Annotated in this window: 14 protein-coding genes and 2 pseudogenes; 3 read left to right on the top strand and 13 right to left on the bottom strand. The window is 52.6% G+C overall.

Annotation, left to right across the window (positions count from 1 at the left end):
- Window positions 1-59 precede the first annotated feature (59 nt).
- Window positions 60-683 (top strand): annotated as a pseudogene (locus tag JL474_RS21520) (FMN-dependent NADH-azoreductase); the annotation flags it as partial.
- An 85-nt stretch (window positions 684-768) separates the two neighbouring features.
- Here JL474_RS21520 and JL474_RS09370 read toward each other — a convergent pair.
- Entirely contained in the window at window positions 769-1,659 is an 891-nt protein-coding gene (locus JL474_RS09370; RefSeq protein ID WP_203141829.1) for a LysR family transcriptional regulator, read from the bottom strand.
- A gap of 117 nt (window positions 1,660-1,776) precedes the next feature.
- Here JL474_RS09370 and JL474_RS09365 point away from each other — a divergent pair, with 117 nt between their 5' ends.
- Both JL474_RS09365 and JL474_RS09360 read left to right on the top strand, forming a co-directional pair.
- On the top strand, window positions 1,777-2,556 hold the full coding sequence (locus tag JL474_RS09365) for an NAD(P)H-dependent oxidoreductase (RefSeq protein WP_203141828.1): 780 nt from the start codon (window positions 1,777-1,779) through the stop codon (window positions 2,554-2,556).
- Window positions 2,557-2,722: 166 nt separating this feature from the next.
- Window positions 2,723-4,036, top strand: coding sequence for a lactonase family protein (locus JL474_RS09360; RefSeq protein ID WP_203141827.1), 1,314 nt, complete (start codon window positions 2,723-2,725; stop codon window positions 4,034-4,036).
- Window positions 4,037-4,145: 109 nt separating this feature from the next.
- Here JL474_RS09360 and JL474_RS09355 read toward each other — a convergent pair whose 3' ends face one another.
- The 12 genes and pseudogenes from JL474_RS09355 to JL474_RS09300 form a co-directional block, all read right to left on the bottom strand.
- Window positions 4,146-4,460 (bottom strand): cupin domain-containing protein, encoded by a 315-nt coding sequence (locus JL474_RS09355; RefSeq protein WP_203141826.1) that lies wholly within the window; start codon window positions 4,458-4,460, stop codon window positions 4,146-4,148.
- Window positions 4,461-4,579: 119 nt separating this feature from the next.
- On the bottom strand, window positions 4,580-4,909 hold the full coding sequence (locus tag JL474_RS09350) for a hypothetical protein (RefSeq protein WP_203141825.1): 330 nt from the start codon (window positions 4,907-4,909) through the stop codon (window positions 4,580-4,582).
- A gap of 767 nt (window positions 4,910-5,676) precedes the next feature.
- A pseudogene (locus JL474_RS21775) lies at window positions 5,677-5,787 on the bottom strand (transposase); the annotation flags it as partial.
- A gap of 119 nt (window positions 5,788-5,906) precedes the next feature.
- Window positions 5,907-6,521 carry a LysE family translocator gene (locus JL474_RS09340; RefSeq protein WP_203141824.1) on the bottom strand — a complete coding sequence of 205 codons (615 nt, stop codon included), beginning with the start codon at window positions 6,519-6,521 and terminating at the stop codon, window positions 5,907-5,909.
- Window positions 6,522-6,614: 93 nt separating this feature from the next.
- Complete coding sequence (locus JL474_RS09335; protein WP_203141823.1) at window positions 6,615-6,926, bottom strand: cupin domain-containing protein; 312 nt, start codon at window positions 6,924-6,926, stop codon at window positions 6,615-6,617.
- 53 nt (window positions 6,927-6,979) lie between these two features.
- Window positions 6,980-7,261 carry a transposase gene (locus tag JL474_RS09330; protein WP_203141822.1) on the bottom strand — a complete coding sequence of 94 codons (282 nt, stop codon included), beginning with the start codon at window positions 7,259-7,261 and terminating at the stop codon, window positions 6,980-6,982.
- Between the two features lie 166 nt (window positions 7,262-7,427).
- Window positions 7,428-7,928, bottom strand: coding sequence for a hypothetical protein (locus JL474_RS09325; RefSeq protein WP_203141821.1), 501 nt, complete (start codon window positions 7,926-7,928; stop codon window positions 7,428-7,430).
- A 100-nt stretch (window positions 7,929-8,028) separates the two neighbouring features.
- Complete coding sequence (locus tag JL474_RS09320) at window positions 8,029-8,799, bottom strand: hypothetical protein (protein WP_203141820.1); 771 nt, start codon at window positions 8,797-8,799, stop codon at window positions 8,029-8,031.
- Between the two features lie 94 nt (window positions 8,800-8,893).
- On the bottom strand, window positions 8,894-9,787 hold the full coding sequence (locus JL474_RS09315; RefSeq protein WP_203141819.1) for a hypothetical protein: 894 nt from the start codon (window positions 9,785-9,787) through the stop codon (window positions 8,894-8,896).
- A gap of 94 nt (window positions 9,788-9,881) precedes the next feature.
- A complete protein-coding gene (locus JL474_RS09310) occupies window positions 9,882-11,324 on the bottom strand; it encodes a DUF2971 domain-containing protein (RefSeq protein ID WP_203141818.1) in 1,443 nt (480 codons plus the stop codon).
- A gap of 354 nt (window positions 11,325-11,678) precedes the next feature.
- On the bottom strand, window positions 11,679-13,127 hold the full coding sequence (gene sbcB, locus JL474_RS09305) for an exodeoxyribonuclease I (protein WP_203141817.1): 1,449 nt from the start codon (window positions 13,125-13,127) through the stop codon (window positions 11,679-11,681).
- A gap of 75 nt (window positions 13,128-13,202) precedes the next feature.
- Window positions 13,203-14,075, bottom strand: coding sequence for a hypothetical protein (locus JL474_RS09300; RefSeq protein ID WP_203141816.1), 873 nt, complete (start codon window positions 14,073-14,075; stop codon window positions 13,203-13,205).
- Between the last annotated feature and the right edge of the window lie 56 nt (window positions 14,076-14,131).

Here is a 14,131-nt window from a genome sequence, read left to right as displayed (position 1 = left end):
GCGCGTACGGGCGACTCGATAATAAAAACCAAATCAGGGCAAAACCAGGAGATAACATTATGAATATATTGAGAATTGATGCCAGTGCTCGCGCGGCGGACCAAGACAATGAATCATACCGTTCCATTTCACGATTGATGGCCGATCACTTCTTTAAGACGGTCGATGAGAAAGGAATCGAGTATACGCTGACCCACCGGGATGTTGGAAAACACCCTCCAGCCATCATCAACGAGTTCTGGATTGAGTCCTGCTTTACCCGGGAGGACAAACGTGGCTATTCCCACAAACAGGCGCTGATGGAATCCGATCGGCTTATCGATGAAGTGGACCAAGCCGATCTCATCGTCCTCTCCACGCCCATGTACAACTACGGCATGCCTGCGGCACTCAAGGCCTGGTTCGACCAGGTCATTCGGGTGAACAAGACCTTTGACTTCGACCCGGCCCGCGGAGACTCGCCGCTGGCGCCCCTGATGGGCGGGAAAAACCTGATCGTGCTCTGGTCGTGTGGCGAATATGGGTTCCGCGAAGGTGAGAGCAAAGCCCATATGAACCATCTCACCCCCCACATCCGGACCGCATCCCGGTATCTGGGAGTGGAAGAAATGATCGAGATCCAGGTGGAGGGTCAGGAGTTTGGCGACCCAAGGCATCAGCAGTCAAAGTCTGACGCCATCGAGGCCATTGAACAGCTTATTCCGCGCATCTTCTGCCCCGGCAGATCGACTTGCCGGTGCCATCCAGGGCCCGGCAACTCGGAACGCCTTAAAGCGCCTGACCGATCGCCTCCCGCACCCACCTCTGGGCCGGGTGAGCATGATTACGCTCGTGCCACACCATCCCCACGGAAAACCCTGTCGATTCAATGGGCGAGGCAACGACCTTGAGGTCCTTACGCTCCGCAACCAGCCGCTGCGGCACCAACGCCACGAGGTTCGATCGGGTCACGATCTCGGGAACCAGCAGAAAGGAGGCCGCCGAGAGCACCACATTGCGGGCGAACCCCAGCACTTTCAGGGCCTGATCAACAGGGGTCGAAAAGTCGCCCCCACTGAGTGAGACGATGACATGCTCAAGCTGGACGTAGTCGCCAATCGTCATCCCGTCGAAAAGATGCGGGTGATCCGGACGTCCGATCAGCACATAGGCCTCATCATACAGGTGCCGGTGCCGCAACGACGGAGGCGCCTCCTCCGGGGTCATGAACGCCAGGTCCACGTCACCGCGAGCCATCTGGTCCTCAAGACGGGTCGGCTCCAGATTGCGCAAACCGATCCTTATGCCCGGTGCCCGGTGCCTCAGCGTGTTGATGACCGACAGACCAACCGTCGCCTGGACGTAGTCGGTGCAGGCCAGCGTCACCGTCAGGTTCGCCCCCGCCGGATCGAAATGCTGGTGGGTCGCCAGAGTGTCCCGCACTTGATCCAGTGCCAGACGCAGCGGTGATTGTAATTCCAGGGCCTTGGCGGTCGGGATCATGCCTCGATGGGCCGGGATCAGCAGGGGGTCGTCGAACAGGTCCCGCAAGCGACTCAGTTGAGCGCTGACGGCAGGCTGGCTCATATGCAGGCGAGCCGCTGCCCGGGTGACATTCTGCTCGTCGAGCAAGGCCTCCAGCGTCGCCAGCAAATTGAGATCCAGTCTTTTGGTATCCATATTTTATATAGCTGCGCAGAAATTTGGTGATTTCATCAATAGCCCATTCTATTGCACGCTGGCTCCAACCTCTACACAACCAGCCCCCCTGGTTAATCCCGATGAAGGAGCAAAGCAATGAAAAAGACTGTCCTGGTTGTCTACGCCCATCCAGAACCCACCTCCCTCACCCGCCGTTTCGTGTCAGAAACGGTGGCAACACTCGAGGCGTTGGGTCACCGCGTCATGCAGTCCGACCTCTACGGAATGAACTGGAAAGCCACCTTTGACGAGGCGGACTTTCCCAGCCGCATGGACCAGCACCGGCTCGCGTTCATCCAGGAGTCCGGGCACGCCTACGCGACCCGCCAGCAGACACCGGACGTCGCGGAAGAACAGAAAAAACTGCTGGCCGCCGATGCGGTCATCTTTCACTTTCCGCTTTGGTGGTTTGGCATGCCGGCGATCCTGAAAGGCTGGATTGACCGGGTGTACGCCTACGGCTTTGCCTATGGCTACAAAGGGGAAGGCAACCGTTACCGCTATGGCGACGGCATTCTCAAAGGCAAACGGGCCCTGCTCTCCGTCATGGTAGGCGGCCCTGCCGAGGACTATTCGCCCCGGGGCATCAACGGCCCCCTGGAAGAGCTGCTCTTCCCCATCACCCACGGCGCCCTCTTCTTCCCGGGCATGGATGTGTTATCGACCCACGCCGTCTATGGCACGGGCAAGCTGGAACCATCGGTTGCGGAAGCGGAAATAAGTGCCTGGCGTTCACGTCTCGAACACCTCTTCGACGAGGCGCCTATCCCGTTCCGGCACCAAAATAGCAGTGACTATGAGGGGCACGTACTTGCGGGGCACCTCTCTTCAGGGAAAACGGGTCTGGCGATCCATATCGACGACGAAGCAGGTTGATCAAGGCACCTGGACCTCGTGCCCTGGACCCGCACGATGGCTTTACATACGTTTATCGCGGCTTTCGTGAGCTTTTTCCGCACCCTCCCAACATCTGTCGGGTACCGACCACCCACACTCACTGCCATGATCGCCCGAATCATCATTGCAGAATTGAGGGCAGACTATGTGGAGCTTGGAAAAAACAACGCTCTGGACAATGACATTTCTTTCGATGGCCGCACTGAGTGCATGCGGTGGTGGTGGCGGCGACAGTGATACCAAGACACCCACGTTTACGGTATCTACACGCCTTGGCGGCGTGCCTGGATTGACAGCACTGAGGCCCTCAACGGTCGAATCGACGACTGAGGCATCGAGCTTAGCGGTCGATCCCAGCGGTCGATACGCCTATGTCGCGGGTTCAGACATCGATCAATACACCATTCAGGCCAATGGCAGCCTGGCGCCGATGAGCCCTTTGAGTGTCAGTGCCGGCTCCTCACCGAGGAATATTGCCATCGACCCGACAGGCCAATACGCCTATGTCACGAACAACTTCTCTTCCAACGTATCGCAATTTTCTATTGAAGCAGACGGCAGCCTGAAGGCGCTGGACCCCGCAACGATCGATGCCGGCGTCGGGCCGTCCGGCATAGCCGTCGATCCGACCGGCCAATATGTCTACGTCACCAATGCCAACGCCACTGACAACACTGTCTACCAGTACAGCATTGGAGCCGACGGCACCCTGAGCCATTTAAGCCCCCAAAAAATACTCGCGGGTTCCGGCCCCGTATCCGTCGTCGTTGACCCGAGTGGTCAATACGCCTATGTCGCCAACCAGAATGTGGGCACTGTCTCCCAATTCGCGATTGGCGACGACGGCACCCTGACGGCGCTGAGCCCCAAGAACGTCAATTCGGGCTCGCTCCCTCGTGAGATTGCCATGGATCCAAACGGGCACTCTGTCTACGTGGCAAATGGAAACGATAACACCCTCTCCCAATACACCGTCGGGAATGACGGACAGCTGACGCCTATGAACCCGGCGACCGTCGCCACAGGCAATTCCCCCGAGAGCGTCACCGTCGACCCAACAGGTCAGTATGTCTTCGCGGTGAGTACGAACGACGACACGATTTCCCAGTACGGCATTGGGGCCGACGGCAGCCTAACCGCCCTGAGCCCCGAGTCCGTCGCGACGAGCTCCGGTTCTGGACATTCCATTACCGTCGACCCGACCGGACAGTACGCCTACGCAACCAACTTCAACAATTCCGTCATTAACCAATACGCCATCGATGCCCAGAGCGGCGGCACCATCAGCCCAACCAGCGCGACAGTGGCGGAGGGCCTGACAACAACCTTCACCCTGACGCCGGATTCCGGCTTCACCCTGGATCACGTTACTGGCTGCGACGGTGCCGAGTCGGTCAATACCTACACAACGAACAGTGTGGTCGAGGACTGCACGGTGACGGCTTATTTCTCACGTTGAATGAAGGAGGATGTTGAGCGGGTTCGGAGGCTTTCGGGTCGGTATAAAAGCGCTACGCGCCATTTACAGGACCGGAGCCTCCTGCCCCATGAACATCCTGGCTCGCCAACTACTGGCCCGCTTCAAACCAGAACTCGATCTCATCCGTCTCCTGATCAAACTCCGCCGCATGCTCAACCCCGGCGGGCACCTGGTACCAGTCGCCGACGCCGTAACGTTCCGCCCGGCCCTCGATGAACAGCTTGAGCTCACCGCGGATGATGACGCCGTGGTTGTCCGTGTCGTGGGTATGGGGTGGGATTCGGGTTCCGGCGGGGTATGACGCAAACAGAACGTCGGCGCCATTGGCCGCCAGGCGGTAGGCATCAAAGCGCCCATCAAAGAGTGGCAGCGTGCGAATTTTATCCGGGTATTTCCCTGGCATCTCTCATCGTCCTCATGTATTCAACGTCTTGGTTGGCGAACCCGAGACAGAACCTATTCCCTACAAGTTGACGGCCAGTTGATGACATCTATCCCGGTTTTCGCCCGCGTTTTAATCAGTCAATTCTTTAGGATATTCAGAGAAGCACTCCCGATAAAAACAACAAAGCCGATATAAAAGACGACCGATGCAACGCCGCTTTCGACGAAGAAATTTAGAAGCACACCCATCGAAGCGATTAGAAAACCAGAAATGGTCGCTCGATATAGGAACAGGTTGGATTTCGCAGCAACCTCCACCTTGGCGTATAACATTTCAAAAAAGATGCCCACCAGCCCTAAAGCAAAACCGCCAATAAAGACTCTCTTGGCGACAACCGGATCCACATAGTCACTTGCCCAAACAGAGCACAGGCAAATCGCAAATCCGACAAACAGCAGTAGTCTCATACTTTGTCCAAGAGAATTTAATTAATCTGCCCAGGATTTCCATGATCATTCCGAGGACAATTGATAAAAATTAAAGTGCTACGTGCCCATTAATACTCTTTGGTTAAATGCTTCAATGAACATTGATATTCAACTCGCGAGTGTGGCCATTGCATTCAAAATATGGATCCCCGAGGCACGATTCAGTCTCAATTTTTGCACTACCAGCTGATGAAGTAACTATTAGATTAAACGTGATAGGAACGGGATGCGCTGTTGGCATAATCGCCCCCCAAAACTCAAACTCCTTCTGTGGCTTCAGCTCGTAGCGACCTTCTTGATCTGTAATCGCATATATATCCGGATCGGGCTCGTAAAAAACCTTGGCACCTGGGATAGGGATTCCAGTCTTTGCGCTCGATACGACGCCAACAAATCTCGGCGTCTTCCAGTTATTGTGCGGGTAAGGAAAAACACACCCAGATATGAACAGGTAGATTGTTGTTGCTGCTATGTATCTCATAGACATTTAACGAGGCCGTAGAAAAACCCTATTCTGAGCCATTTCCACCCGCCGTTTCAGTTGTTCTCTTGTTAGTCCGTAATTAGCAGATGCTTTATTTTATTGGCCGACAATTAACCTCAGATCCCGCTTTCCGGCCCGGCATCCCCGATGGCGTGTTCAGCGGCGCCTGCTCATGGCTTGGTCTGACCTTCAGATCAGGCCGCTAACTGCCCTTAATTCGCCACTTCTCAATATTATGAACCAGGCGGTAAAGCTGCCACTAGCCCTGCACCTTCCGTTTACCCCGCAGACAGAAGCGGTTCATCCGCTTGGTTGCGCCGATGTTGCCGAACACCGGCTCCACCACGAACGTTCGTTGGTTGTATATGGCTTTGTCTTATGGGCTATCCACCCCCTGCTGTCGGCGCAGCTGGGCTTGTTCTCAATGGTGAGGCACCTTAAATAAATCCGTCCCGGTTTTCTGCGGTTTTTCATCCGATCCGGTTTCCCGCCTTACCGATCCGTCAGGGCGAGCTGAACGCCCAGGCCCGCGAACGCTGCCGCGAAGCCCCGTCGTAACCAACCCTGAACCTTGGGTGACTCAATGACGACGGTCCGAAAGGCATGGGCGAGCTGCCCATAGATCACGAAAACAACAAAGGTCATCGCCATGAAAACGCCACTCAGGCCCAGCAACTGAGCCAACGGCGACAGGGAATCCGTCGCAACGAACTGGGGCAGGAAGGCCAGGAAAAAGATCGTCAGCTTGGGGTTGAGGATATTCAGCAGGAACGCCCTGAGCACCAGAGATGCCACACCCCCCTTGCGCCGCACGTCTTGAACGGAGAAGGCGCTTCGATCACGCCACGTCGCAATCGCCAGGTAAAGGAGATAGGCGACCCCGGCATACTTGAGCACCTGAAACGCGACCGCGCTGGTATGCATGATGGCCGCCAATCCCAAAATAGTAGCCAGCAAATGCGGGACAATGCCAAGGGTGCATCCGAGAGAGGCAAACAGGCTTGCACGACGCCCATGCATCAAGCCAGAGGACACCGTGAAAATGACACCGGTGCCTGGAATCAGTACGACAACCAGAGAGGTCAGCAGAAACTCAGCAGAGAACATCTGCGATGGCTCCTATATCGGGCTTAAACATGAAGACTCCCCACAAAATGGGCTGCCTGGGCCAGCCAAAATGAACGATCCGCAGCCCAACGGCTACCCCACTTCAAACCAGAACTCAATCTCATCCGTCTCCTGATCGAACTCCGCCGCATGCTCAACCCCGGCGGGCACGTGGTACCAGTCGCCGACGCCGTAACGTTCCGTCCGGCCCTCGATGGATAACTTGAGCTCACCGCGGATGATGACGCCGTGGTTGTCCGTGTCATGGGTATGGGGTGGGATTCGGGTTCCGGCAGGGTATGACGCAAACAGAACATCGGCGCCATTGGCCGCCAGGCGGTAGGCATCAAAGCGCCCGTCAAAGAGTGGCAGCGTGCGAATTTTATCCGGATATTTCCCTGGCATCTCTCATCGTCCCTGTGTATTCGATGTCTTGATTAGCGAACCCGAGACTAAGCCTATTCCCGAGAAGTTGACAGCGAAACAAATAAATCTGTCCCGGTTTTCGGATGGAGCTTGCGCATCGCCTCGCTCTCGGCCTTGGAGTAATCGACACCATCGACGCTGTTGAATTGCTTATCGGACAGGCGGGTAAACTGACGACGCCAGTTGTAGATCTGCCCCGGATGGATGCCCAACTCTCGGGCAACCGCGGCTGCCGTATTACCCGGCTGATCGGCTCTTCGAACGGCTTCACGACGAAACTCTTCGGTGTAGGCCTGGGCCTTCTTGCGGCTCATGGAGCACCTCCGTGCTAGGGGCAACCCTAACTATAGAAGGTGTCTACTGTTCGTGGGTAACTCGGGCGCATGACGTCAAAAATCATCGGCGACAAAAAGCACAGCGAAGCGGCGCTTTTTGCCGTCCGAGTGAATTTTCCTTGTTATGTGCATTTACAAAAAACGCTTATCTTATTCGAAACACATATGACTTTTTGTCTGATTTCTTTTTATCGAGTCTTGAGTAGGTTATTTCAACCTCCCCGAATAAAATATTTTTGTCATATGGTTTTACATAACTTATTCCAAAGTGAAAGTCATGCCCAGGAGCAATATTTGTAGGATTCCAATCGAACTCGATCCATTCTATTGGGGGAAAACCTGTACCTCCATGATTGAAATTCTTTTTCCATTCATAAAATTTTAACTGGGTATTTTCTGATATAGGTACAGCAACTTCATCAATATATATACCGTGTAATGTTTGGTTTGAAATTTGTAAAACTACACGCGATTCATCACCGATTGACGAACTATCTAATATTTGCACTACAAGCGGTTCCTTGCTTTTTATATACCTATACGCTTTTTCACCCACGCTTACGGTAAATCCACTTGCTGCTGCGACACCCGCAGCAGTAAAGAATTCAGCCTTTATTTGGCCGTCTTCTGGTTTTTCGTCTGACATAGCCGCCTCTCAGATTATTTGCACATAACGCTTGCAGCATGCGCGTCCATGGAATGGAGCCGAAGGCGCAATGAAATGGGCGTCGCCGTGCCTGCACTTGTTAGATTTCATTGGCGAGATCCGCCATTAGCTCCAAAAAGGCAGCTCCGGCTACCTCGGGCGCATAGGTATGATGCTCAAGGTCATACTCAATCGAAAATCTCACCAGACGCGTGTAGAAAGGGTGTCTAGAGCAGATCTCAATTTCCTCAACTTGCTTGCCTTTGTGGACACAGTCGATCCAGAACGATTTCTCATCTGAGTCATACTCAACATAGAAGGCTTCTTCAAAAGTGTACCCATTTGACGGGTTTTCTCCATCTAGGATCGAGCTCACGATCCGTTCCGAATCTATAGGTTTCGCAGTGCCTTGGTCTGCGACGAAATAATCTTCAGCAAACGCGAGGAAAGGACGAGAGGTCGCCTGAATAAATAAAGAGGCGATGTCTACAGCATCTTCAGTTTCTGCGGGCGTCGGGTTGTAGTACTCATGCTCAAGCAAGTTCCTAGTTTTGACTACTTTACGAACGATTGCTGAATTGATCAGCCCCATCTTTCCCAGCAGCTCCATCTTTTGCGGGAAATTCGGCTTCCTAGAGAGACCAAAGGAACAGAGTATGTTGTCAACTTGGCAGTCTATGGCTCGTTTCGCATTGGATAGTCCGTTGATGTGTCTATGCGATTGTGCTGACTCTAAATCGCTTCGCGCATATGCGAGGTACTCACATGGCCGGATGCTCGTTGTGTAGTCAAATTTACCAACACATTTGAGATCAAATTGCGGTGCGGACCAACCCGCAACGTGATCTTGTAGAAATTGGGAAATATGCACATAGCTCTCCGAGAATATCTAACGCCTTGGCTTTGCGGCGCACCGGAGCGCCAGCGAAGGTGCGTCCGACAACAGCCATTTGTTATGTGCTTTTCTAGTCAAGCTCAATGTTAAATCCACGAAGAATCTCCACTCTCGCATTAGATAGAGCCTGCTCATCAATTCTGTAATACGTATCTGGATCGGCTACCATCGTTGATAAGCTCATATTAATAATTTGATTATCGCTGGATATAAACTTTGGTGTTTTGGGAATGCAGCTTCTAAGTGCCACTATCTCACCAAGTGCAAGTTTATGTGATGGAAACCCAATATCTCTTTCATCCTCTTGCCTTACACAATCCCTTAGCCGATCCAGCACCTCGCCGTTTAGATAATTTTTTGTAAGGTAACCATCGCAAATGCAGAGAATAAGAGTCAATGAGCCTATCTTTAGCAAAATACTGCTTGGATCCACTAAAGTCACAAGGTCTGTATCGGCATTTTTTGTTTTGAAGGCATAAAGACTCGATGGCAGTTGAAACCCGTGACCATTTCGATACGAAGCTCGAACGTACTCAAAATTCTGACCCATCACTACGGATGAGCAAATTTCTCTCCATTCCTCATCTTGGGTCGAAATCAAGTCATAGTAGAAGAGTCCGTAATAAATTTTTGACAACCAAGTTGTGATAATTGCTGTTGCCGATTCATCTGGCCCGTACACCATCGGAAGGCCAGCCTCCTCTGACTTTATAGTCTCATAAAGAGAATCTAGGTCATCGAGAAGGTTAAGAGCTCTATTTTCATAGTGGCTCCCAAATTCACTATTACAGCTCGAGTGCGCAGGTACCTTTATCCGACTATACTGAGTTTCCTTTCTCCCGGTAATCGTCTTCTCTTTAATTCCGAGCCTACCAAGAAGGCTATTTGGAATAATATGCTCTAGCGTTTTCTTCTCTTCAATTGCTTCATCGCAAAAGAAACATACCTTTCTTAAATCGCTCATATTTCGGCTACCCCTAGAGCACCTTCAGCACATAACGGCTTACTCACCGGAAAATTAGGAGCGCAGCGAGTAATTTTCCGAGTGCAGCAACTTGTTACACCTCTTTTGTAAACCTGAGTAGAGACATTTCAGAATGTGTTATGCATTTTTCTTCCGACGAGTAGTGCGCTTGATAAAACTTAAAATCATATCTATCTGTTTCTCTGCATTTTTTCTCAATTATTTTTATTACTTTCAATTTATCTTCTGTTGTCGTTTTAATACCAAAAATAATGCCTTTAAGAGATGAGAATTCGTAATTTAATGACCTATCTTTTGGATCTGAAAAGCTATCGAATGAGCTAGCAAGGATCAAGCGATGTTCGTTTTCATATGACCAATCCTTTGACTTAACTGTTACATCTCTATAAAAATTTTCCCAATAATTTTTGCGCCAACTATCTTCAGATTTAATCATGTCATCTGCACATTCACTCAAGGAGCCATTTAACGTGTACCACATAGAATTCAGTTTAGGGATAGGAAGTCGGCCAAGCATACGAAAGAAATCTATTTGACCATAACCTTCAATGTAATCTATCGGATAAAACATTCTGTTTCTAAATCCATAAGTAGGGCCAGATGTTGAACTGTAACCATTTCTTCCTTTTAGGTTTAGAAAGGATTTTTCATTAATTACGTCAGCATTAAAAATCAAGCAGGCACCAGAATGATTATCACCATAATGCCCCCACACTGAAGAACTATTACACTCAGACATAAAACATGCTGTATACCAATCAGGAAAAACCAACTTTTCAATTTTAGAGATATATTCTTTAGGAAACTCAATAATTACTAGATTTCTATTCTTTTTGTCACTATCGATATTTCCATTAAATCGATAGATAAGATCCATCTGCTGGTTACTATGATGATGCGCTGAAAACATAGCGTTTGCTATCTTTTCATCACCTCCACTATCAAGTAAGCTTTTCTCAAGAATACCTATAAAGTCTTGGCTCAATAGGTCGCGAATTGGTTTATCTGCTTCAGAGCCTTTATTGTCTCGCTCAGGAATAAGCCCACTTCTTTCGTATTCTGAATAAATTACTTCAAGCGCAAAATTATGGATATTTCGAAGATAGAAAAACAATTCATCTCTTCTTACAGGTGTTGTTCGCTTAGAAATTGATTCGATAAATTTAATTAGACTTTTATTATCAAAGAATTTTTTTGTAATGCTTGCAAATAACTCTTGATACATTGGTGTAGGAAAATCTTCTTCACCAGAAAAAACCGGCATGTGAGCTGTAGTAATGGGGTGCTCTTCACCTGAAATTATTAACAAAGAACAAAGTCTTTCGAGGCATAATAAATAATGTCGAAACAAGTTTCTCCATACTATGAAGTCACCTTTCCAGTACATATCTCGAAAGCCTTCCATAGGGTCATTTAATGATTCTGGCTCTGCAAAATAGATACTTTGATTTTCTAATTCTTCGAACTCACCAATCAGACTATTGATACGTCTGAACCTGTAAAATTCCTTCTTCATATAATAGAACTCAATTCATTGTGGGTGTAACAGTGATTAGACGGAACGCGTCATTATCGAATATCGAAGAATTCGGTATAACAGCAGTATCGCTCGACGGATAAATCTATAATTTTCATAATTTTAAAGCCACCGTACAAACGCATCCTGCAATATCACCGCGCTCCTCATAACATGCACCAACCTGTCGCCCGCTAACCAATGTAGCCAAACCAACCACACCTCGCCAATGAGGCAGATCAACAAATCAGGCAGGCGCAAGCCGTCGCCCCGAATCGGGCGACAGTCTCAAAGAAAGGATTTATTCGAAGGGAACTTCAGAGATGGAGATGGGCAGTTGGTCTGCCCTACCCCTCAAACATAAGGAATCAACGATTCCCCATACAACGCCAGCTCTTCCAGAACATGCCGATCCTTCGCTTCCAGTTCCGGCGATTGTATCCGTTGCTGAATGTCCGCGAAGAAGCCTTCCAGCGAGCGCCAGCCGGCTTTGGGGTGCATCAGGCGTTGTTGCTTGAATTCCTCCCAGCGTTCCTGCTCTTCCGAGTCCAGGGTCTGGGGGTAGTTGCGGGCGCGATAGCGGAAGACCATTTCCGCGAGGCGGGCGTCGTCGAATTCGGGGGTGGCTTCGCCCATCACTTCCACGGGCTGCTGGAGCAGTTGTTCCAGGCGTTTGCGGTCGTTGGGGCTGAGGAAGCCGCCGGCGTAGAGCTGTTCGTCGGGGTCGGTCAGATCGCCCGGGCCGTCGTCCTGGGGTTGGTAGACTTCGGCCAGTTTCTCGCCCAGCCCCCTCGCCTGCCGCAGGATCTGCAGGTTGGCGCGCAGGGTGTCCCCGTCCAGTTGCAGTTGTTCGAGGCGTTCCGGGCTGAGGGATTTGAGCATGGTGCCGGGGGCCAGCACCGGGCATTTGTTGAGTTGGATGGCTTTCAGGGGGAAGCGTTCTTCGTCGCCCAGTTCCGCCTGGGTGCTGAACAGGCGGCGGCGGATTTCCTCGACGTCGGCGTTGATCAGCTCGGTCGGGTCCTTGCGCAGGTCGTAGACGATGACGGCGTTCTTGTTGACCGGGTGCTGGGCCACCGGGGCGATCATGGCGCAGCAGCCGATGGACGCCGGGTATTTGCTGGACACGTGGAACACCGGCTTCATGGTGGCCAGGTCGAGCATGGAACGGGCGGAGTGTTTGTCCTTGTGCTCCAGTACGTACTCGAACAGCTTGGGCTGTTTGTCCTTGATCAGCTTGGCCAGGGCGATGGTGGCGGTGACGTCGGACATGGCGTCGTGGGCCGCTTCGTGGCTGATGCCGTTGGCGGCGGTGAGCTCTTCCAGGCGGAAGCTGGGGGAGCCGTCCTCCTTCTTGGGCCAGTTGATGCCTTCGGGCCGCAGCGCGTAGGTCAGACGCACCATGTCGATGATGTCCCAGCGGGAGTTGCCGTTCTGCCATTCCCGGGCGTAGGGATCGCGCAGGTTGCGGTAAAGGGTATGGCGGGTGACCTCGTCGTCGAAGCGCAGGCTGTTGTACCCCACCACACAGGTGCCCGGCTGGCTGAAGGCCTCGTGGATCAGGCTGATGAATTCGGCTTCCGGGTAGCCTTCGGCGCGGGCCTGCTGGGGCGTGATGCCGGTGATCAGGCAGGCGACCGGGTCCGGCACGTAGTCTTCGGTGGGCTGGCAGTAGATGACCAGAGGGTCTTCGATGATGTTGAGGTCGGCATCGGTCCGCACGCCGGCAAACTGGGAGGGCCTGTCGTGCACCGGGTCGGCGCCGAAGGTTTCGTAGTCGTGCCAGTAGAAGCTTTTAATCACGTGTTTGCCAACCTCAGCCGTGTCGTTTGGCTGCCGAGTGTAGCAAAGCCGTGAAAAGGGATCAGCAGGCCGGCCTCAGAAGAGGCCGACACCGCGATCGATGTATTCGGTCCGCGCCCGGGAAATGCCGTTCTGAAGGGTGGTCAGGTCCATCTGCATGGACGTCGGAATATTCAGGTACACGCCCGCGGCCGCATCGACCGCGGTGCCGCCGGTGGCGTTGCTGGACCAGCTTACCGGGGCCTTCTGGAAGGAGATGAAGAAGTCTTCCGTGGGGCTGACGGTGCCGTCGCCGTTGTCCGCGCCGATATCCAGGGTTTTGAGGTTGGTCAGCGGTGCGCACTGGACGCCGGCGGTGCAGTCGGTGGCGGCGTCGTTCAGGCCGATGTAGCTGGCGCGGGTGTTGGTGGCGTTGCCGCTGGCGTCGTAGAGCTGGGCGTCGGAGACGTTGCCGCTGCTGTCTTCAAGCTTGATGCCCAGGTTGCCGGAGAAGCTTTCGAAATCGCCGGAAAGCGTGCCCCGGGCCTGCCCGAAGCCCATGCGGAAGCCGACGATGTCGCCGTTCTCTTCCGCCAGCTCGAAATACGGGTTGCTGGCTTCGAACGGCACGATGTCGTTGACGGCATAGGTCTGGCCGTTGAGCTGGACTTTGGTGGCGTCGGTGGAAATGTGGCCGAGCGACAACTGGCTGACCAGCACGTCGGCGCCGTCGCCGGTATCGCCGAGGGCTACGGTGTCGATGTTGGTCTGGATTTCGGCATCCAGCCCCATCGTCACGCGGGTGTAGCGGTGTTCCGGCGTTCCATCGATATCCACGGCCATCATGGCCTGACCGGTGATTTGCTCCATCTCGCTGTCGGAGATGGGCTTGAGTTCCGCCTGTACGACTGACGAAAATATCAGGCCGAAGCACACCGGGGCCACGCGTTTAAGCGCATCCCTGTTCATTGTTAGTGTCTCTGAGTGATTGACTGCTGTCCGACAGTCATTGCGGCAAGACGCGA

The organism is Marinobacter mangrovi, assembly GCF_016798325.1.
In the GTDB taxonomy this organism is placed as follows: Bacteria; Pseudomonadota; Gammaproteobacteria; order Pseudomonadales; family Oleiphilaceae; genus Marinobacter_A; species Marinobacter_A mangrovi.
This window is presented reverse-complemented; position numbering and strand designations above follow the sequence as displayed.